We start from the raw sequence: 20,380 nt of genomic DNA, 5'->3' as shown, positions 1-20,380 counted from the left end.
CTCAATCCTGCTCCGATCCCGGCTCCATTCCGGCCGCTGCGTCCTTGTCATCCGGCAGGCCGGGCCGCGCTGCACTAGAGGTCGGCGCGGGCAGCTCCTGCACGTCGCGCAGCTGGCGCTGGATGGCGCGCGTGCGCACGCCCACCTGCTCGAAGCGCTTGGCCGCCGCGTCTATGGACTTGCGCGTGGCATCCACCACTTCGCCGAACTTGGCGAACTCGGTCTTGACCTGGCCGAGCACCGCCCAGACCTCGGACGAGCGCTTTTCGATGGCCAGCGTCTTGAAGCCCATCTGCAGGCTGCTGAGCATGGCGGCCAGGTTGGCGGGGCCGGTGACCATCACGCGGCAGCCGTTCTGCACGGCCTCGACCAGGCCGGGGCGGCGCATGACCTCGGCAAACAGGCCTTCGGTGGGCAGGTAGAGCACGGCAAAGTCCGTGGTGTGCGGCGGGCTCACGTACTTGCCGTGGATCTTGCGCGCCTCGAACTTGATCGATGCCTCGAAGGCATTGCCTGCCGAGACAATGGCCGCCTTGTCCGCCGCATCCTGGGCGTCGAGCAGGCGCTGGTACTGCTCCACCGGGTACTTGGCGTCGATGGGCAGCCAGACCGGCGTCTCGTCGCTGCGTCCGGGCAGGCGGATGGCGAACTCCACCATGTCGTCGCTGCCGGGCACGGTCTTGACGTTGCGCGCGTACTGCTCGGGCGTGAGCACGTTCTCGATGATGGCGCCCAGCTGCAGTTCGCCCCAGGTGCCGCGCGTCTTCACATTGGTCATCACGCGCTTGAGATCGCCCACGCTGCCGGCCAGCGTCTGCATCTCGCCCAGGCCCTTGTGCACCTGCTCCAGCCGGTCGCTGACCAGCTTGAACGATTCGCCCAGGCGCTGCTCCAGCGTGGCATGCAGCTTCTCGTCCACCGTGCGCCGCATCTCTTCCAGGCGCGCCGCATTGTCCGACTGGATGGTGGCCAGCCGCTCGTTGAGCGTGCCGCGCAGCTGCTCGGCATGGACCTGGCTGGATTGCGCCAGCCCCCCCAGCTGCTGCTGGATGTCGTTCTTGAGGGAGTCCAGCGTGCTGCGCGTGGTCTGCGCCAGCGCCTCGAAGCGCTCCTGCACATGGGCGTTGAAGCGCTGCGTGCTTTCGCCCTGGGCCTCGCGGGCCTGGGCGCTGTCGGCGGCCAGCCGCACGGTGAGCCGGCCCAGTTCCATGCGAAAGGCTGCCAGCGCCTCGCCCTGCTCGCGCCGCGCCGCCTGGGCATCGAGCTGGGCCTGGGCCAGATGGGCCTGCAGCTGCTGCGAGACGCGGTCCAGCCCGCCATCGCTCTTGGCCACGGCCATCTGCGTGGCCTGGGCACCGCGCTCGAGCTGCTGCAGCCGCACGTCCAGCATCTGCAGCGCCTGCAGCACCTGCTGGGGCGCCACCCCGTCCTCGCGCTGCGCCGAGCGCCTCCACAGCAGCCACATCACGGCCGCCTGCCCCAACAGCAGCACGGCCCAGGCCGCCCACCACACTCCGGATATCTGGGTCAAGATTTTGCTTGCGCTCCATGCAGCGGGAAGCGGCCACGGCCAGCCGTCCCGCGATTGTCACAACACGGTGTTCAGGCCTTGGCGCGCGCGCCGGCGGCCGCCGCTTCGGGCTGGTTCACGGGCGTGCGCGGGCCCTTGCCGGACAGGAAGTCGATCAGGTTGTCGGCCGCCAGCTCGGCCATGGCGCTGCGCGTGCCCATGGTGGCGCTGGCGATGTGCGGGGTCAGCACCACGTTGGGTACGGTCAGCAGGTCGGGATGGACCGAGGGCTCGCCCTCGAACACGTCCAGGCCTGCTGCAGCAATGGTCCTGTCGCGCAGTGCCCTGGCCAGCGCCGCGTCATCGACGATGCCGCCGCGCGCGATGTTGATCAGCGTGGCCGTGGGCTTCATCCGGGCGATCTCGGCCGCGCCTATAGTGTGGTGGTTTTCCTTGGTGTAGGGCAGCACCAGCACCACATGGTCGGCCATGGCCAGCAGTTCATCCTTGCCCACGTAGCCGGCCTTGCATTCGGCTTCCAGCTCGGGCGACAGGCGCGAGCGGTTGTGATAGACCACCTTCATGCCGAAGCCATGCGCCCCGCGTTTGGCGATGCCCTGGCCGATGCGGCCCATGCCGATGATGCCCAGCGTGCTGCCGTGCACTTCCGAGCCGGCAAACAGGTCGTAGCGCCAGGAGTTCCACTTTCCGGCGCGCAGGTAGTGCTCGCTCTCTGTCACGCGGCGGGCCGTGGCCATGAGCAGGGCAAAGCCGAAATCGGCCGTGGTCTCGGTCAGCACGTCGGGGGCATTCGTGCCCTGCACACCTGCAGCCGTCATCGCAGGCACGTCGAAGTTGTTGTAGCCCACGGCCATGTTGGCCACCACCTTCAGGCGCGGGCAGGCGGCCAGCAGCGCCGCATCGATGGTCTGCGAGCCCGTGGTCAGCACGCCATCCTTGTCCTGCAGATGCCGGGCCAGTTCCTGCGGGCTCCAGACCACGTCATCCTGGTTGGACTCGACCTCGAAGTGCTGCTCCAGCTTGCGCACCACTTCGGGCGGGATGGCACGGGCGATCAGGATGCGGGGTTTGCTTGCCATGTCTGTCTCTTTCCTTGTCTTGGCGTTAGGCGGTTCTTCAGCGGAACCAGATGAAGCTCATCAATACGAACAGCGGCACCAGAATGCACAGCGACCAGGCCATGTAGCCGAAGAAGCTGGGCATCTTCACGCCGCGCTCCTCGGCAATGGCCTTGACCATCAGGTTGGGCGCATTGCCGATATAGGTGTTGGCGCCCATGAACACCGCGCCCGCCGAGATGGCGGCCAGCGTCGAGGCCATGGCCGTCATCATCTGAGCGGCGTCTCCGCCCGCCGTATTGAAGAACACCAGGTAGGTCGGCGCGTTGTCCAGGAACGAGGACAGCAGGCCCGTGGCCCAGAAATACATCAGCGGATCGGGCGTGCCGTCGGCGCGCGTCACGGCCCCCACAATGGCGCCGAAGGGTCCGGCCGTTCCCGCCTTGAGCATGGCGATCACTGGAATGATGGTCAGGAAGATGCCCGCGAACAGCTTGGCCACTTCCTGCATCGGCCCCCAGCCAAATTCATTGGCCTGGTGCACGCTGCGCGGCGTGAGCCTGAGGGACAGCACAGTCACGGCGACGAGGCCCGCATCGCGCACCAGACCCGGCAGGCCCACATGCGTGCCGGCCAGCACCAGACCGGCATCGGTACGCCACAGGCCGCTCATCAGCACCAGTGCCACCACGGCCAGCAGCAGCACGAAGTTCACGCCGCCATCAAAGCCCAGGCGGCTGGCGCGGCCCAAGGCATCGACGCTGGGCGTGGGATCGGGCAGATCCGCTTCGCCGGCCTTGCGCAGCAGCCAGGCATCGATCGCGTAGAACAGCGCCAGCAGCGCGCCCACCAGGAACAGCGTCTCGGTGAAGATGTGGCGTACCGTCCAGAAGAAATCCACCCCCTTGAGAAAGCCCAGGAACAGCGGTGGATCGCCCAGTGGCGTCAGCGAGCCGCCGGCATTGGAGACGATGAAGATGAAGAACACCACCACATGCACCTGGTGCCTGCGGTTGTCGTTGGCGCGCAGCAGCGGCCGGATCAGCAGCATCGAGGCGCCCGTGGTCCCCATGAAGCTGGCCAGCACGGCGCCGATCGCCAGAATGGCCGTGTTCAGCCCCGGCGATCCCTTGAGATTGCCGCGCACATAGATGCCGCCCGACACCGTGTACAGCGCCGTCAGCAGGATCACGAACGGCAGGTATTCGGCCAGCAGGGCATGCACCAGGTTGGCCATGGCCGCGCCCACGCCGAACACCGCCGCGAAGGGCAGCAGAAAGACCAGCGCCCAGGCGGCCGTCACCTTGCCGAAATGCCGGTGCCAGAAATGGGGCGCCGCCAGCGGCATCAGGGCGATGGACAACAGCATGCCCGCAAACGGCACGCCCCAAAGTACCGAAAGCTGGCCGCCGTCGATATCGGCGGCCAGGGCCCAGGATGGCGCGCAGGTGGCCAGCAGCGCCAGCAATCCGCGCAATGCCTTCATGGTCCCGTCTCCTCTTTGTTCTCTATTCACTGTCCCCTCCTGGCGGCAGGTGGTGCCGCAATCAAGCCTGCGCCGCAGGCGGCGCAATCTCGAACACCTGGCGCAGGTAGGCCAGGTACTTCTCGTCATCGCACATGCTTTTGCCCGGCGTGTCCGAGAGCTTGGCCACGGGCTGGCCGTTGCAGCGGGTCATCTTGATGACGATCTGCAGCGGCACATGGTCGGGCGCGTCGCCCAGGTCGTTGGTCAGGTTGGTGCCTATGCCGAAGGCCAGCTGGCAGCGGCCATGGAAGCGCTGGAACAGCTCGATGGTGCGCGGCACCGTCAGGCCGTCGCTGAAGATCAGCGTCTTGGTCAGCGGATCGATGCGGTTGGCACGGTAGTGGGCCAGCAGCCGCTCGCCCCACTCGAACGGGTCACCGCTGTCGTGGCGCGCACCGTCGAAGAGCTTGCAGAAGTACAGGTCGAAATCGCGCAGGAAGGCCGACATGCCGTAGACGTCCGACAGCGCAATGCCCAGGTCGCCCCGGTATTCGCGCGCCCAGGATTCGAAGCCGAAGATCTGGCTGTCGCGCAGGCGCGGGCCCAGGGACTGGCAGGCCTGCAGGTATTCATGCGCCAGCGTGCCCAGGGGCCGGACGCCCAGCTTCATGGCGTACAGCACATTGCTGGTGCCGGCGAACTGGCCTTCGGTCTCCGCGGATGTGCCGGGCCGGCCCAGGCGTGCGCACAGCACGCGCAGCACCTCTTCATGCCAGGCCCGCGAAAAGCGGCGGCGCGTGCCGTAGTCGGCAATCTTGAGCTGCTCCAGGCCGGGCTGCTGCAGCAGCGCGATCTTGGCATCCAGCCGGCGCCGGCCTTCCGGAAAATCGGGCACCGGCTGGGTGTTGCGGAAGTACACCTCGTTGACGATGGCCAGCACGGGAATCTCGAACAGGATGGTGTGCAGCCAGGGCCCGCGGATGGTGATGTCGATCTCGCCATTGGGCAGCGCCTGCACCGTGATGCATTTCTCGTTGAGGTGGAACAGGCCCAGGAAATCGACGAAGTCGCTCTTGATGAAGCGCAGCGAGCTCAGGTAGGCCAACTCCGCATCCTGGAAACGCAGGCTGCACAGCGAGCGGATCTCGGAGCGGATCTCGTTCACATAGGGTGCGAGCTGCACGCCGGGGTTGCGGCACTTGAAGCGGTACTCGACCTGTGCTCCGGGAAACTGGTGCAGCACCACCTGCATCATCGTGAATTTGTACAGGTCGGTATCGAGCAGGCTGGTGATGATCATGGACAGAGCCGGGCGGTAAGCGCCCCAGCGGTCAGATGGCAGACAGCTTTCGAGTGTAGGCCATCCACACGCTGCCGCGCTGCGAGCGCACGCCTTGCATGCGCCCCGGACGCCATCAGCGGCGCAGCAGCGGCTCCAGCACCTGTCGCAGCGCCTGCGGAATCTGGGCAGGCCGGCGCGTATGCCGGTCCACATAGACATGCACGAAATGCCCGGCTGCCGCCGTCAATGGCTCGCCCTGCGCGAACAGCCCCACCTCGTAGCGCACGCTGGAGCCACCGATGCGGGCCACCCGGATACCGGCCTCCACCTCCTGCGGGAAGGCCAGCGGCGCAAAGTAATTGCATTGCGTCTCTATGACCAGGCCTATCGTCTCGCCCGCGTGGATATCCAGCGCGCCCTGCTCGATCAGATGGGCATTCACCGCCGTATCGAACCAGCTGTAATACACGACGTTGTTGACGTGCCCGTAGACATCGTTGTCCGACCAGCGCGTGCTGATGCGTCGGAATGCCGCATAGGCCGAACGGGGCTGCGGCGCGGGGCGGCTCGGGGGCGATTCATTCATGGCGGCCATTGTGCCGCCGGCCGAATGCGCCCTGTCCCCAGCCCCTGTCGCCATCACGACGCGCACTGCTGCCAATCACTCGCCAAGCGAGTAAGCATGCCAACTGAAAAATGTCGTCAAACCGACATAAAACCAATTCAAAATCAAAGACTTACAAAAAACCCACAGCTTTGCCGATTTTTTTGCTGCACCGCAGCATCAGTTACTTGATTCCTTTTTTGCAATCCCTACAATAAGACCCATGCTGCACTGCAACATGACACTCAGTCAGGTCAGCGCAGGCAATTCCCCGTAACCCGAGACCCCTGTGGTCCGTTTTTCTGGAGACTGACATGAGCTTGACCCCTGACCAAATCCTGAGCGCACAAAAGGCCAACCTGGAAACCCTGTTCGGCCTGACGAGCAAGGCCTTCGAAGGCGTTGAAAAGCTGGTGGAACTGAATGTGACCGCCTCGCGCGCCGCACTGAACGAAGCCGCCCAGCACACCCAGGCCGTCCTGAGCGTGAAGGATGCGCAGGAGCTGCTGTCGCTGCAGGCCAACCTGTTCCAGCCCCTGGCTGAAAAGACCGCTGCCTACAGCCGCCACCTGTACGACATCGCCAGCGGCACCGGTGCCGAGCTGGCCAAGGCCTTCGAAAGCCAGGCGTCCGATCTGCAGAAGAACTTCAGCGCCCTGGTGGACACCACCGCCAAGAACGCACCCGCAGGTTCCGAAACCGCCGTGGCCGTGATGAAGAGCGCCGTGTCGGCTGCCAACAATGCCTTCGAGTCGGTGCAAAAGGCCGTCAAGCAGGCTTCGGACCTGGCGGAAGCCAACTTCACGGCCGTGACCAACACCGCCAGCGAAGCCGTCCAGTCGGCCCAGACCCGCAAGCGTTGATCACGCTGTCTTACAACAGGGCTGCGTGCAAGAATCAGTGATTACCCGCATAATTGCACGCATCCCGGGTCGAAAGACCTGACCAGTTGTCTCCTTGGATCCTCTTGAAACCCCCGTTTCTGGATCCTTTCAAACCCAGTCTTTGGACTGGGTTTTTTTTCGTGCGCTTTTTCGCGCGCCATGGCTCGCGGCCCACCAGGGACCACCGCGCACAAGCCCTTAGACGGGCCCCACCCTTTATTAAGAACAATTCGCGTTTGACCTATCATCGCGCTTTGCCAACAAAGAGAGGCCTGTCTTCATGTCGAAATCCCTGAAAGCCCTGTTTGCCGCTTGCGCCCTGGTGGCTGCCGGCACAGCCATTGCCGACTCCCAGGTCGTCAACCTCTACTCCGCGCGCCACTACTCCACGGACGAGGAGCTGTACAACGGCTTCACCAAGGCCACCGGCATCAAGATCAACCGCGTGGACGGCGACGACGCCGGCATCATTGCGCGCCTGAAGGCCGAGGGCCAGGCCTCGCCGGCCGACGTGATCCTGCTGGTCGATGCCGCGCGCCTGTACCGCGGCGAGGTGGATGGCCTGTTCCAGCCCATCCACTCCAAGCTGCTGGAAGACGCCATTCCCTCCAACCTGCGCGCCCAGCCCACGGCCGATGGCATCAGCTGGTTCGGCCTGTCCACACGTGCCCGCGTCATCGTCTACAACAAGGCCAAGGTCCAGCCTGCCGACGTGCAGAACTACGAATCGCTGGCCGACCCCAAGTTCAAGGGCCAGCTGTGCATCCGCTCGGGCTCGCACCCCTACAACCTGAGCCTGTTCGGCACCGTGGTCGAACACATGGGCGAGCAAAAGGCAGAGGGCTGGATCCAGGGCATGAAGGCCAACCTGGCCCGCCCGCCCAAGGGTGGCGACACCGACCAGATCAAGGCCGTGGCCTCGGGCGAATGCACCATCGGCGTCACCAACAGCTACTACCTGGCGCGCATGATGCGCTCGGGCAAGCCCGAGGACCAGGCCGTGGTCGGCAAGATCGGCGTGGTCTTCCCCAACCAGTCCAGCTGGGGCACGCACCTGAACATCGCGGGCGGCGCCGTGGCACGCCATGCCAAGAACAAGGACAACGCCGTCAAGTTCCTGGAGTACCTGGCCAGCCCCGCCGCCCAGAACTACTTTGCCAACGGCAACAACGAGTGGCCAGCAGCCAAGGGCGTGGAACTGGACAACCCTGCCCTCAAGGAAATGACCGGCGGCAAGCCCTTCAAGAGCGAGACCATCCCGATCACGGCCGTGGGCAAGAACATGACCAAGGTCCAGCAAATGCTGGACCGTGCCGGGTTCCAGTAATCCCCATCGCGCCCATCACCAGCCCGGCACTGCCGGGCTTTTTCTTGGGCGCGACATGGCTGCGGCCGGGGCTGCATGCATAATTTGAGAGTTACGTTTACGTCAACGTCAGATAACCAAGGAGACATTCCATGCAGATCAAGGACCGGGTATTCATCGTCACGGGCGGCGCCTCCGGGCTGGGCGAAGGCACGGCGCGCATGCTGGCGGCCGAGGGCGGCAAGGTGGTGATCGCCGACATGCAGGCGGACAAGGGCGAGGCCGTGGCGCGCGAGATCGGCGGCGTCTTCGTCAAATGCGACGTGAGCCAGGAGGCCGATGGCCAGGCTGTGGTGGACAAGGCCGTGAGCCTGGGCAAGCTGGCAGGCCTGGTCAACTGCGCAGGCATTGCGCCCGCCGAGAAGACCGTGGGCAAGAACGGCGCGCACAACCTGGCGCTGTTTTCCAAGACCATCACGGTCAACCTGATCGGCAGCTTCAACATGATCCGCCTGGCCGCCGCCGCCATGTCGGCCAACGAGCCCGAGAGCACGGGCGAGCGCGGCGTGCTGATCTCCACGGCCAGCGTGGCCGCCTACGACGGCCAGATCGGCCAGGCGGCCTATGCGGCGTCCAAGGGCGGCGTGGTCGGCATGACGCTGCCCATTGCGCGCGACCTGGCGCGCAACGGCATCCGCAACATGACGATTGCCCCCGGCATCTTCGGCACGCCCATGCTGTTCGGCATGCCGCAGGAAGTGCAGGACGCACTGGCCGCCGGCGTGCCCTTCCCCAGCCGCCTGGGCACGCCCCAGGACTATGCCAAGCTGGTGCGCCACATCCTGGACAACGACATGCTCAATGGCGAGGTGATCCGGCTGGACGGGGCCATTCGTCTGGCGCCGAAGTAAGCACCCCCTGAGCGGCTGCGCCGCTTCCCCCTCTCTTTCTCGCTTCGCGAGGGAGGGGGACGACACCCTCGCGGCGGGGCGGCGCGGCCGGCATAGGCCCTTGCTCGGTGTCCCTGGCTTTGGGCCGTGCCGGTTTTTGAGATGCGCGCGTTGTCACACCGTGGTGTCTGCAGGCGTGTCTGCAGGCGCTCTGGCCATCATCTCCAGCCCCTTGCGCAATGCAGGGAACAGGCTGTGCTGGAAGTTGTTCCAGCGCAGCTCAAGAATCGTGTCTTGGGGATCGATGTCGGTGCCCAGCACGTCGGCGATGACTTCGCCGGAGTCGATGCCGTTGTCCACGTAGTGAAAGGATGCGCCGGTCTTGAACAGGGGCGGGACCGGGCGCTGTTCCATGGTCTTCCAGTCCACGATCTTGTAGCCTTGTGCGCCATGCAGCGCGTCCAGCGTGGCGCAGGCGCCCCGGCGTTCATAGGGTGACTCCAGGCGCGTGATGCCGGGGTGGATGTTGGCGATCCTGCGGTGGAACAGGGCACCGGGCCGCACGAGCCGGTCCAGGATGACGAGCAGGCCATCCAGCACCACCCGCTCGGCACCCAGCTGTACCAGCCTGTCCTGCAACTGCGCCTCGAACATCTGCTTGCCCGCGGCGCGCTGCGGATCGTTCAGCGGCAGGCGCCGGTAGGAAGACGGCACGGCCATGAGCAGGTCATTGACCCTGCGCCCCTGGATGCGCAGGTCCGGCGGATAGAACCAGCGGCCGCCCGGCCGGTAGCTGAAGCCGTAGTCGCCGATCTTTTCGCGGTCGCGGGGCGAGGCCTCGTCGTCGTCGTGGATCACGGCCTCCAGGCTGTAGATATCGCCCAGCGGGCTGGTGTCCAGCAACTCGCCCAGGTATTCGAGCGGCGATTTCATGTAGCGCGTTGCGCCCTTGTAGGCGATGTGCTGGCCGGCCTGGTCGGCGGCGGCGTTTCTCAGGGACCAGATGTAGACGAGTTTTGTCTTTGCCATGTTCGTGGATTCAGCAGGAATTCAGATGTCGGCCAGCACGCCTTGACTGGCGGGACTGGCCGATGCAGCCGCCACCGGCTGCGCCCCGTCTTGCGGCAGGACCATGCGGCCGGCCTCCATGCGCACGATGCGGTCGGCCAGGTGGAAGTAGCGATCGTCATGGGAGATGACCACCAGCAGGTGGCCCCTGGCGCGCAGCTCGGGCAGCAGCTCGGTGTAGAACAGGTGGCGGAAGCTCGGGTCCTGGTCGGCCGCCCATTCGTCGAAGACCAGCACGGGCCGGCCCTCCAGATAGGCGTGGACCAGGGCCAGGCGCTTGCGCTGGCCGGTAGACAGGTCGATGGTGCTGAAGCTGCCGTTGCGCACACTGACCTTGTGGGCGATCTCCAGCCGCTGCAGGTAGGGCAGCGCGGCCTCAGGCAGCGCGGCGGCCTGGCCCTCTTCGCCGCCGGCCACCAGGTCCTCGAACAGGAAGAAGTCCGAGAACACCGTGGTGAACAGCTGGCGGTAGTCGTCGCGCGCCAGGGCCGTGACCGGCTGGCCGTCATGCAGGATCTCGCCCTGCTGGGGCGCATACAGGCCCAGCAGCAGCTTGATCAGCGTGGTCTTGCCCGAGCCGTTGTCACCCACCACAAAGACCAGTTCGCCCTTGCCCAGCTTCAGGTCGATGGGGCCGATCTCGAAGGCCTTGCCGCCTTCGGGCGCATCGAAGGCATAGCGCACGCCCCGCAGCTCCAGGCCGTGGTCCAAGCGGACCTCGCCGGGCGGGCTGTCCAGGTGCAGGTGCGGCTCGGGGCTGGCAAAGCGCGCCGACAGGTCGGCAATGCGCTGCAGCGCCACCTTGGCACGGCCCAGGTTGGGCAGCGCGCCTGCGATCTGGTCCATGGGGCCCTTGAGGAACAGCAGCACCAGCACGAAGCCGCTGAGAACCACGGGCTCGGTAGTGCGCAGCGCGGCCCAGCCCAGGATGAGGGCAATCAACAGAAAGAACAGCGCCGAACCGAAGGCCGTGGCCAGTACATAGGTGTTGATGGCGCGGCTGTTGATGCGGCGGATGGCATCCACGGTGGAGCCAATCTGCCCGTCGAAGATGCGGCCCCGGCGCGCGCGGTGCATGCGCAGCTCCTTGGCGCCTTCGCTGATGGCGCGGTAGGCCTTGTGCAGCACTTCCTCGTGATCGCGCGCCTTCCAGAATCCCGCCACGCCGCGTGACTGCGCCAGCGCCTGCAGGCTCACGCCCAGCACCAGCGCCACCACCAGCATGGCAAACAGCGGCGGCGACAGCAGGGCCAGATAGGCCAGGCAGCCCAGCGCAATGGCCAGGGCGATCACGTTGGAGGCCAGCACGAAGGCCACGTCGCTGATCATGTCCACGTCCTGCGTGAGCACGGGCATGAGGCGGTGCGTGCGGTAGCGCTCCAGCGCATCGATGGGCGCGGCCAGGATCTTGCCGGCCAGTTCCTTGCGCAGCTGCGCCACCAGGCGCTGCCCCACGAAATTGCCCGACATGTCGGACGTGGCCCGGCACACCAGCACGGTGGCGCACAGGGCGATGAAGGTCAGCAGCAGCCCGCCCGCCAGCCCACCGGGACGGTTGAGCACCTGGTTGATGGTCGCCAGCAGCGCCACCGTGGCCCCACCCGCGCAAATGCCCGTGACCACGGACAGCGCCATCCACGGCAGGAAGGGCCTGAGCAGGCGCAGTACCTCGGAGGGCGGTCGGCTGGCGTTTTCCATAAGGGATTCCTCTGGCGCCCGTGGGCGCATGACCTTGCAATGCCGGCGCGGCCCGGCGTTTCCTGGAGCGCGGCGCACGGCGAGCGCTCCCTACTCCCTGCAAGACGTGCGTGCGCCAAAAATGTTCACCGCCCAGGCGATGAACAAATTCCGCCGCCCTGCGTCATCACGAAGAAGGGGCAGCGCGGGCGCCCTGCCCTGCACCGGCCCGCTTTGCTTTGTCTGCCGCACACCCGAAGGACGCCATGGCTCTCCACCCCGACCTGCAAGCATTTCTTGAACTCGCCAACGCCCAGGCATCCAGCCGCCAGCGCATGAGCCAGATGACGGCAGCGCAGGCGCGCGCCGCCTACGACAACGCCACGCTGGCGCTGGACCTGCCGGGCGACGATCTGCCCACCGAGGACCTGGATCTGCCCACGCGCGACGGCGCGCGCATCCGTGCCCGGCTCTACCGCGCAGCCCCTGAACACACAGCCGCGCCCTGCCTGCTGTTCCTTCACGGCGGCGGCTACGTGCTGGGCGGGCTCGACTCGCATGACAGCCTGTGCCGCAGCCTGGCGCTGGGCACGCCCTGCAATGTGCTGGCCATCGACTACCGGCTGGCGCCAGAGCACCGCTTTCCCACAGCCTTCCTCGACGCAGAGGACGCCCTGGCCTGGCTGCTGGAGCACGGCGGCCGCCATGGCCTGGACGCGCAGCGCCTGGCCATTGGCGGCGACAGCGTCGGGGGCACGCTGGCCACGGCCCTGTGCATCGCCGCGCGCGACGCGGGCATGCCCCAGCCCTTGCTGCAGTTGCTGCTCTACCCCTGCACGGCAGCGCAGCAGGACAGTGACTCGCATGCGCGCCTGGCCACCGGCCATCTGCTGGAAGGTGACACCCTGGCCTGGATGTTCCGCCAATACCTGCGCAGCGATGCGGACCGGCAGGACTGGCGCTTTGCCCCCCTGCAGGCATCCGACCTGGGCCGGCTGGCCCCCACGCTGATGGTGCTGGCCGAGTACGACCCGCTGATCGACGAAGGAAAGCGCTATGCCGAGCGGCTGCAGGCCGCCGGCGTGGCCGTGGACCTGCAGATCTACGCCGGCATGGTCCATGACTTTGCGCGGCTGGGCGCCCTCACCGAAGAGACCGAGGTGCTGCGCGGCCGGATCTGCAAGGCACTGGCCCATTCCTTCCAGGCGGCCCGGATCCCGGCCCTGGCATGAACGGCCCTGGCATGAACATTTGCCGCGCCTGCACGTCATCCCGGTCATGAGGCTGCCTTGTGTCCCCTGCGTCCCCTGCGTCCCTTGTGCCCTTGCCCCCATCCGTGTCCCGCACGCGGGGCACTCCACCTGAAAGAGTCCACGTGCGTCCAGCCGAAGCCACCGCTACACCGTCACCGGACGCCTCCGGCGCCAGCTACCTCGCCCATGCCGGCGCCGAGACGATCAGCGTCTTCGGCGACGGACAGCGGCTGCGCCTGGAACGTTCGGGGTCCGTGGATGCCGGCAGGCCCGGCAAGCCCAGTCTCTGGAACCTGTCGCCCAGGACTGCGCCAGGCCTGCTGCAGCTGCAATGGATGGGGCCCTGCTCGGGCATGCCCGAAGCCGATGAACTGCTGGCCGCGCTGCAGGCCGGTTTCGGCCTGCGCCCGGATGCCCGGGAAATCGAGCTGTCCCTGCCCCGCCTGCCACCGGGCCTGCGCGACAGCATCGCCACGGTGCAGCCGGGCCAGACTGCGCGCGTAGCAAGAGACGTGCTCTGGCAGCAGCCCCTGTGGCTGCCCCGCCCGCGCCCACCCTATGCGCTGCACTACACGATCAGCGAAGGCCGGCGCCACCCCGTGCGCCTGCACAAGCCGCGCGGCGAGGTCTACCGCCGCTTCATCCCCTGGCTGGGCCGCACGCTGAGCTTTCGCACCGTGGAGCCCGAGGCAGACCTGCCCCTCATCCACCGCTGGATGAACGACCCGGTCGTCGCGCATTTCTGGGAGGAAAGCGGCGACCTTGCCCACCACCGCGCCTATCTGCAGCGCATGGCCGGCGACCCGCATGCGCTCGGCCTCATCGGCTGCTTCGACGGCGAGCCCTTCGGCTACTTCGAGGCCTACTGGGCCAAGGAAGACCGCATCGCCCCCTTCTATGACGCGGGCGACCATGACCGGGGCTGGCATGCGCTGGTGGGCGAGGCACGGTTTCGCGGCCAGCCCTACCTGACGGCCTGGCTGCCCTCGCTGTCGCACTACCTCTTTCTGGACGACTGCCGCACGCAGCGCATCGTCGTGGAGCCGCGCGCCGACAACCGCAAGATGCGCAAAAGCCTGCCGCGCTGCGGCTATGCGCTGGTCAAGGAATTCGACTTCCCGCACAAGCGCGCCGTGCTGGGAGTCCTGCTCAGGGAACGCTTTTTCGCAGACGCCTTGTGGATACCGCAGACCGACGCAGCCGCGCCGGACGCACTGGACGCATCGACCCAATGAAAGGACCTTCCATGCAAACCCACCCGCTGATCGGCATCGGCTTCGGCCCCTCCAACATTGCCCTGGCCATCGCCCTCAAGGAGCGCGAAACCACCGCGCGGGCCATGCACCCCGTCTTCATCGAAAAGCAGCCGCGCTTCGCCTGGCACCGGGACATGCTGCTCGAGCAGGCCCACATGCAGGTGTCCTTCCTCAAGGACCTGGCCACGCTGCGCAATCCCACCAGCCGCTTCACCTTCATCAACTACCTGCACGAGAAGGGCCGGCTGCAGGACTTCATCAACCTCAAGACCTTCTTTCCCAGCCGCCACGAGTTCAACGACTACCTGGCCTGGGCCGCCTCCAAGTTCGAGGACCGCTGCGTCTACGGCCAGGAAGTGATCGAGGTGCTGCCTGAAAAACGCGACGGCAAGGTGGAGCTGCTGCGCGTGCGCTCGCGCGATGCGGCCGGCAACGTGCATGAGCGCCTGGGACAGAACCTGGTCATGAGCATCGGCGGCACGCCCAGCATTCCCGAGCAGTTCAAGCCCCTGCGCGGCGACGCGCGCGTCTTCCACTCCAGCGCCTACCTGCGCAGCATTGCCGAGCATGCCAGGCCGCTGCGCATCGCCGTCGTGGGCGCGGGCCAAAGCGCAGCGGAAATCTTCATGGACCTGCATGGCCGCTACGCCACGGCCGAGATCGACCTGGTCATGCGCGCCCGCTCCATCCGCCCCTCCGACGACAGCCCCTTCGTCAACGAAATCTTCAACGCCGACTTCGTGGACTATGTCTACAGCCGCCCGCACGACGAGCGCGGCGCCCTGCTGCGCGAGTTCTGGCACACCAACTACGCCTGTCCCGACCTGGAGCTGATCGAGAGCATCTTCAAGGTGTTCTATGAACAGAAGGTCGTCGGCGATACGCGCCATCGCTTCCTGCGCCGCCACGAGGTGCAGGACGTGCGCGCCGCCAGCGACGGCATCCACCTGGGGCTGCGCGATCTCAACAGCGGCATCGACCATGCATCGCGCTACGACGTGGTGGTGCTGGCCACCGGCTATGCGCGCGAGCACCACAAGACCCTGCTGGACCCGCTGGCCCCCTACCTGGGCGACTTCTCCGTGAGCCGCGACTACCAGGTGCACACCACGCCGGACTTTCGCCCCGCCATCTTCCTGCAGGGCGCCTGCGAGGGCTCCCACGGCCTCAGCGACACCCTGCTGTCCGTCACTTCGGTGCGCACCGGCGAAATCGGTGAAGCCCTGCTGGCAGCGCAAGCCCAAAGACCCGATGTTGCGCGCACAGAACAGCTGGCGCTGCAGGACTGAAAGATCGCACAGGGCATGATGGCGCAGGGATCTCCCATGCCATAATTTGAATGCAAACCATTTGCATTTGAATTCGAATCACCTGCGCCGCTGAATCCCATACCCGATGCTGCACCGCCCCGGCCCTGGCCGGGGTTGCAGCATCCGGTAGGCCCTTCTCTGTACGGACCCAGGGGTTCCAACCCATCGCCCTTGCGGAAAGGCAGGTATCCGGATGCGTGACCTGATCCAGGAACTCGTGGCTCACTATGGCGATCTGCGCCGCCAGCTCACGCGCGATCTCCGAGATCCGCACTATGCGGCCGACATCGCGCAATCGAGCTTCGAGCGGGTCTATGTGCACGCCCTGGGCCTGCGCAGCGGCAAGAAGGCCGAAACCCTGCCCGACGCCGGCATCGAATCCCCACGCGCGCTGCTGTTTCGAGTGGCACGCAACCTGTGCATAGACGATGCGCGCAAGCGCAAGACCTCCCAGGACTGGACGCGCCAGCAAATGGCGGTGCAGCACAGCGCGCCCTCCAGCGAAACCCTGGCCGCCCAGCGCCAGATCCTGGACCGCGTCGTCCAGGCGCTGGAAAGCCTGCCGCCGCGCCGGCGCGAAGTCTTCATCCTCTTTCGCGCCCATGGCTACACGCGCGCGGAAATCGCCGATCAGCTCAACATCACCGAAATGGCCGTCGCCAAGCACATGGTGCGCGCCACGCTGGACTGCTCGCGCGTGCTGGCCCAGCTGCGCTCCGAACTGATCGAGGACCATGCGCTGGGCAGCGCCATGGATTTCGACAACAGTACACTGACCGACGACGCATCCTGACTCCCCCTTTCCATGGCAAGTGCACCTAGCGAGCGCATGGTCGAGCATGCGCTGACGCTGATCGTTCAAAGCGAAATCGCTCCCGACCCGGTGGCCGACCAGGCCCGCCTGACCCTGGGCGAATGGCGCGGGAAATCAGCCCGGCACGATGCCGCCGCACGCGAGGCGCACCTGCGCTGGAACCTGCTGGGCGGCATGTCCGGCGGCCTGCGCGAGCAGTTCCAGGAAACCGCCCTTCTGGCCGACAGGGCCTCGCGCTCCACCCAGGCCGTCCGGCGCCGCAAGCTGCTGCTGTCCTTCGCCGGGCTGCTGGGCACAGGCGCGCTGGCTGGCCGGGGTGCCTACTGGTACTGGCAGCAGCCCATACACACCTCGGCCTACGCCACGCGCAACTCGCAGATCCTCAAGATCACTCTGGCCGACGGCAAGCTGCCGCTGCAGGCCAGCCTGGTGGAACTGGCGCCCCAGAGCGCCATTGCCGTGACGCTCTACCGCCAGCGCCGCAGCGTGTCCATGGCCCGGGGCGAAGTGCGATTCGACGTGGCCCCCGATCCCGACCGGCCCTTCGAGGTCATCACGCGCGAGGCGCGCATCGAGGTCGTGGGCACGGTCTTCACCGTGCGCGACCGCGGCGGCCCCGTCACCGTGGGCGTGGAGCATGGCCATGTCAGGGTCCGGGTGCTGGGCAGGGATGCCCAGGATGCGATGGGCCCGGCGGCGGCAACGCTGGACCTGCTGCCTGGCCAGATCGTGGACATCCGCAACGGCCAGGCCGAGGCCGTGCGCCAGGCCGATGCCGCCACGCTGTCCGCCTGGCGCGAAGGCTGGCTGGTCTTCGAGAACACCCCGCTGGCCGAGGCCCTGGCCACCGTCAACGCCTACCGCACCCAGCCCATCGAAGCCGCCGATGCGCGCGTGGCCGCGCTGCGCCTGACCGGGCGCTTTCGCGCCAATGACTCGGCCGGCCTGCTGGCCGTGCTGCCGTCCATCCTGCCGCTGAGGGTGCGCCCGCAGGCCGGTGGCGGCGTGCAGTTGCAGGCGCTCTGAGCGGCGCCTTCGGCTCCCCGACAAAGAAAAGGCCACGGCCGGATCGCTCCAGCCGTGGCCCATGGCCCATGCCCGCTTACCAGCGATAGGTGGCCGTGCCGATCACCTTGCGGGGCTCGCCGTAGAAGCAGACGGTACTGCAGCTGCCGACATAGGTCTTGTCGGCCAGGTTGGTGGCGTTGAGGGCAAACCTCCATGGCCCCGTCGTGTAGCTGACCATGGCGTCCAGCAGCGTGAAGGAGGGCACCACGTTGTAATTCTGGCTTCTGGTGCTGCCAACGTAACGCATGCCCACACCTACCTTGAGACCGGGCAGGCCGAATTCGCCAAAGCTGTAGTCACCCCACAGCGACAGTTGGTTGCGGGGAACGCCATAAGTGCGACGGTCCTGCTGTTCCGGCTGCAGGGCGCTGGCGCGCGTGGTCCTGGCATCGGTATAGGCATAGGCGGCGATCACATTGGCATGGCGGCTGATGGAGGTTCTGGCTTCCAGCTCGAAGCCGCGCGAGCGGATCTCGCCAGCCTGAATGCTGCTGCTCAGCGTGGGGTCCTGGGGATCTGCCACCAGGACGTTCTGGCGGGTCAGCTGATACACGGCCGCAGAAATCAAGGTGTTGGAGCCCTTGGGCTGGAAACGGATGCCCGCTTCCACCTGTTCACCCGTGGTTGGCTTGAACCGGGACCCGAGACGGTCTCGGCCGGACGTAGGCTCGAAGGATTCGCTGTAGCTCAGGAAAGGCGCGAGGCCGTTGTCCGCCAGGTACACCAGGCCGGCGCGACCAGTGGAGGCGCTGCTTTTTTCGTTGTCCGCACTTTTCTCGCCAGTGAAGAAATTGCTTTCGTCGTACCGCACGGAGTCATGCCGCCCGCCCAGAAGCACGACCCACTTGTCGGAGATCTTCATCTGGTCCTGGAAATAGACGCCCAACTGCCTCGCCTTGCTCCTCCAGGAGAAAGGATTGGGAATATCCACGTTGCCGATGGGCTGGCCATACACGGGATTGAAGATGTCGATGCTCCCCAGGCTGCCCTCATAGCGTTCGCTGGAGTGGCGCGGTGCATAGTAGTCCACGCCCGCCAGCAGGGTGTGCTTGACCGGACCGGTGACCCCTTGATACTCCAGCGAGGTATCGCTGGTCAGGCCCGAAGAATCGTCCCAGCGCGACAAGGTGCCGCGGTAGCGGGATGTGCGCTGGTCGCTGGCAAGGCCGGAGACAAACACCGATCGGTACCGGATATCCGCATGGATGTACCTCAGGCCGTGACGCAGCTTGAGCTTGTCATTGAAGGCATGCTCGAACACATAGCCGACGGAATAGCGCTCGCCTTCGAAGGTGTCGAAGCCGGGCTCGCCGACGAAGCGGTTGCGCGGGATGCGGCCATTGATGTTCGGCAAGATGGTGCCGGATTCTGGCAGGCCCAGCACATAGCCGGTCCTGTCCTTCTGGTACTCCGTCAGCAGCGTCAGCGAGGTGTTTGCATTGGGCTGCCACTTCAGCGCAGGAGCGATATAGAACCGGTCATCGGGCACATGGTCGATGAAGGTATTGCTGTCGCGCTTGAGGAAAGTGAGCCGGTAGGACCACTCTCCATCCTTGTCCAGCGCGCCGCCGAAATCACCGGACACCTGCTTGCGGTTGAAACTGCCCAGTTCCATATTGAGTTCATGCAGCGGCGCGGTCGTGGGGCGCTTGCTCACCGTGTTGAGCACACCACCCGGCGACGCCGCGCCATACAGCACGGATGCCGCACCCTTGAGCAGCTCGATGCGATCCAGTCCATACGGTTCCTGCTGGCCGTTGTAGCGATTGACCGTGTACTTCAGTCCGTCGCGGTACTGATTGCCGTTGCCGTCGATCTGAAAGCCCCGCACGATCAACGTATCCGTGGTCCTGTCCAGTCCCTCGGAGCGGCTGACGCCAGCCACATAGCCCAGCGCGTCCTGGATGTTCTGCGACTTGAGAACGTCGATTTCCTCGGCGCCGACAACGCTGATGGATTGGGGAATTTCCACAATCGGCGTATCGGTCTTGGCGCCCGTCGCGCTTCGCTTGGCAGTATAGCCCTGGATGGGACCGTATGAATCCTCGCGGTCGGTGACCGTGACCACGGGCAGAGTCGTTGCAGAAGCGCCCGGCTCCGGCATGCGGCGGATGGCAAAACCGCCGTTGGCCGTCCTGGTGGCCTGCAGCGGGGAGCCGGTCAGCATTTCGCGCAGCGCCTGCTCGGAGGTCAGTTGCCCCGTCACGGCACGGGAACTGAGCCCCGACACCACATCCCCGGCAGCGAACACCTGCGACCCCGTCTGCCGGGACAGTTCATTGAGCGCCGATGCCAAGGCCTGCGCCGGAACATTGATGTCGAAGACCTGGCTGGTCTGCCCTGCCCCCTGTGCAGCGGCGAGAGGGCTCCAGATGGAGGCGGAACCAAAGACTGTAGCCAGAGTAAGGCTCAACAGATGTTGACGGGGCAAAGAACGCATGGCTAGAAAAATCCCAAAGGCTTTGAATGAAACTCGAAACTCATCTGGTGCAGCCGCTGGCGATGCCGAAGGAAAAGTCCCGCAAGCTGTGCACCTCCTGCCAAAGAGACGTTCAGCGCAAAAAAATGGAGACAATGTGTAAACACCTAGATGTGCCGGCCAGGCACAACGTGCCTGGCCGTTCATGACCCCGCCGGGCGGCGGCCTCAAACCGGCACAGGCTCCAGCGACAGGCATTGCAGCAACTGCGCCACCAGATCCTCATGCCTCATGAGCGAAAAATGGTCGGCCGCAATATCGGCAGCACTCGCGGGCTCCCGCCCCAGCTGACGTTCCAGCCGTGAACGGTCTGCAGCATCCCGGTCCTGGCTCCACCACAGGTCAACCTCCGCCTCCAAGGCAGGAAGCCTGTCCATCTGCAGAGACAGGCGCTTCAGGTGCCGTGCCGTCATGAAAGCCTGTGCCAGCCCG

17 protein-coding genes (1 of these 17 only partly in view) are annotated in these 20,380 nt (G+C 66.0%); 8 read left to right on the top strand and 9 right to left on the bottom strand.

The annotated features are described in order from the left end of the window. Window position 1 precedes the first annotated feature (1 nt). The 5 genes from rmuC to ACF8LI_RS18445 form a co-directional block, all read right to left on the bottom strand. Window positions 2-1,492 (bottom strand): DNA recombination protein RmuC, encoded by a 1,491-nt coding sequence (gene rmuC, locus ACF8LI_RS18465; protein WP_338500840.1) that lies wholly within the window; start codon window positions 1,490-1,492, stop codon window positions 2-4. A gap of 110 nt (window positions 1,493-1,602) precedes the next feature. Beyond that, window positions 1,603-2,610, bottom strand: a complete 1,008-nt coding sequence (locus tag ACF8LI_RS18460) for a D-glycerate dehydrogenase (protein WP_016450492.1) — start codon at window positions 2,608-2,610, stop codon at window positions 1,603-1,605. 37 nt (window positions 2,611-2,647) lie between these two features. Next, window positions 2,648-4,075, bottom strand: coding sequence for a sodium:proton antiporter (locus ACF8LI_RS18455; protein WP_047218008.1), 1,428 nt, complete (start codon window positions 4,073-4,075; stop codon window positions 2,648-2,650). Between the two features lie 61 nt (window positions 4,076-4,136). Then, a complete protein-coding gene (gene pncB / locus ACF8LI_RS18450) occupies window positions 4,137-5,357 on the bottom strand; it encodes a nicotinate phosphoribosyltransferase (RefSeq protein WP_074921446.1) in 1,221 nt (406 codons plus the stop codon). A gap of 115 nt (window positions 5,358-5,472) precedes the next feature. After that, on the bottom strand, window positions 5,473-5,934 hold the full coding sequence (locus ACF8LI_RS18445) for a thioesterase family protein (protein WP_016450489.1): 462 nt from the start codon (window positions 5,932-5,934) through the stop codon (window positions 5,473-5,475). A 323-nt stretch (window positions 5,935-6,257) separates the two neighbouring features. Here ACF8LI_RS18445 and ACF8LI_RS18440 point away from each other — a divergent pair, with 323 nt between their 5' ends. The 3 genes from ACF8LI_RS18440 to ACF8LI_RS18430 all read left to right on the top strand — a co-directional run bounded on the left by ACF8LI_RS18440 (window position 6,258) and on the right by ACF8LI_RS18430 (window position 9,044). Further along, window positions 6,258-6,806 carry a phasin family protein gene (locus tag ACF8LI_RS18440; RefSeq protein WP_016450488.1) on the top strand — a complete coding sequence of 183 codons (549 nt, stop codon included), beginning with the start codon at window positions 6,258-6,260 and terminating at the stop codon, window positions 6,804-6,806. Between the two features lie 301 nt (window positions 6,807-7,107). Further along, the gene (locus ACF8LI_RS18435; RefSeq protein ID WP_016450487.1) at window positions 7,108-8,154 is read left to right on the top strand and encodes an extracellular solute-binding protein; all 1,047 of its coding nucleotides are present in this window, start codon (window positions 7,108-7,110) and stop codon (window positions 8,152-8,154) included. Between the two features lie 131 nt (window positions 8,155-8,285). Continuing rightward, window positions 8,286-9,044: a 3-hydroxyacyl-CoA dehydrogenase gene (locus ACF8LI_RS18430; RefSeq protein ID WP_034363673.1), complete on the top strand. Its 759-nt coding sequence runs from the start codon at window positions 8,286-8,288 to the stop codon at window positions 9,042-9,044. 153 nt (window positions 9,045-9,197) lie between these two features. Here ACF8LI_RS18430 and ACF8LI_RS18425 read toward each other — a convergent pair whose 3' ends face one another. After that, window positions 9,198-10,052 carry a N(5)-hydroxyornithine transformylase PvdF gene (locus ACF8LI_RS18425; RefSeq protein WP_288899185.1) on the bottom strand — a complete coding sequence of 285 codons (855 nt, stop codon included), beginning with the start codon at window positions 10,050-10,052 and terminating at the stop codon, window positions 9,198-9,200. A 21-nt stretch (window positions 10,053-10,073) separates the two neighbouring features. Then, on the bottom strand, window positions 10,074-11,789 hold the full coding sequence (locus ACF8LI_RS18420) for a cyclic peptide export ABC transporter (protein WP_392413717.1): 1,716 nt from the start codon (window positions 11,787-11,789) through the stop codon (window positions 10,074-10,076). Window positions 11,790-12,034: 245 nt separating this feature from the next. On the opposite strand from ACF8LI_RS18420, the gene ACF8LI_RS18415 reads away from it, so the two are divergent. The 5 genes from ACF8LI_RS18415 (at window position 12,035) to ACF8LI_RS18395 (ending at window position 17,427) form a co-directional block, all read left to right on the top strand. Further along, complete coding sequence (locus tag ACF8LI_RS18415) at window positions 12,035-13,000, top strand: alpha/beta hydrolase (RefSeq protein WP_392413715.1); 966 nt, start codon at window positions 12,035-12,037, stop codon at window positions 12,998-13,000. Between the two features lie 143 nt (window positions 13,001-13,143). After that, window positions 13,144-14,256: a GNAT family N-acetyltransferase gene (locus ACF8LI_RS18410; protein ID WP_392413713.1), complete on the top strand. Its 1,113-nt coding sequence runs from the start codon at window positions 13,144-13,146 to the stop codon at window positions 14,254-14,256. Between the two features lie 11 nt (window positions 14,257-14,267). After that, window positions 14,268-15,566, top strand: a complete 1,299-nt coding sequence (locus tag ACF8LI_RS18405; RefSeq protein WP_392413711.1) for a lysine N(6)-hydroxylase/L-ornithine N(5)-oxygenase family protein — start codon at window positions 14,268-14,270, stop codon at window positions 15,564-15,566. A gap of 214 nt (window positions 15,567-15,780) precedes the next feature. Beyond that, complete coding sequence (locus ACF8LI_RS18400; RefSeq protein WP_392413709.1) at window positions 15,781-16,380, top strand: RNA polymerase sigma factor; 600 nt, start codon at window positions 15,781-15,783, stop codon at window positions 16,378-16,380. 12 nt (window positions 16,381-16,392) lie between these two features. Beyond that, entirely contained in the window at window positions 16,393-17,427 is a 1,035-nt protein-coding gene (locus ACF8LI_RS18395) for a FecR family protein (RefSeq protein ID WP_392413707.1), read from the top strand. Window positions 17,428-17,503: 76 nt separating this feature from the next. Here the strand turns inward: ACF8LI_RS18395 and ACF8LI_RS18390 are convergent, their stop codons facing one another. Together ACF8LI_RS18390 and ACF8LI_RS18385 are read right to left on the bottom strand one after the other, a co-directional pair. After that, window positions 17,504-19,909 carry a TonB-dependent siderophore receptor gene (locus ACF8LI_RS18390; RefSeq protein ID WP_047217996.1) on the bottom strand — a complete coding sequence of 802 codons (2,406 nt, stop codon included), beginning with the start codon at window positions 19,907-19,909 and terminating at the stop codon, window positions 17,504-17,506. A gap of 206 nt (window positions 19,910-20,115) precedes the next feature. Continuing rightward, window positions 20,116-20,380 carry the 3' end of an amino acid adenylation domain-containing protein gene (locus tag ACF8LI_RS18385; protein ID WP_392413705.1) on the bottom strand. The gene runs 10,253 nt beyond the window's last position, so 265 of the gene's 10,518 nt are visible here — the last part of the coding sequence; its start codon lies beyond the right edge, outside the window — the gene reads right to left on this strand; the stop codon is at window positions 20,116-20,118.

The organism is Delftia sp. WSY_12, assembly GCF_043104645.1.
GTDB classification, from domain to species: domain Bacteria; phylum Pseudomonadota; class Gammaproteobacteria; order Burkholderiales; family Burkholderiaceae_C; genus Comamonas; species Comamonas tsuruhatensis.
The sequence above is the reverse complement of the archived record's forward strand: the minus strand, read 5'-3'. Positions and strand labels throughout refer to the sequence as shown.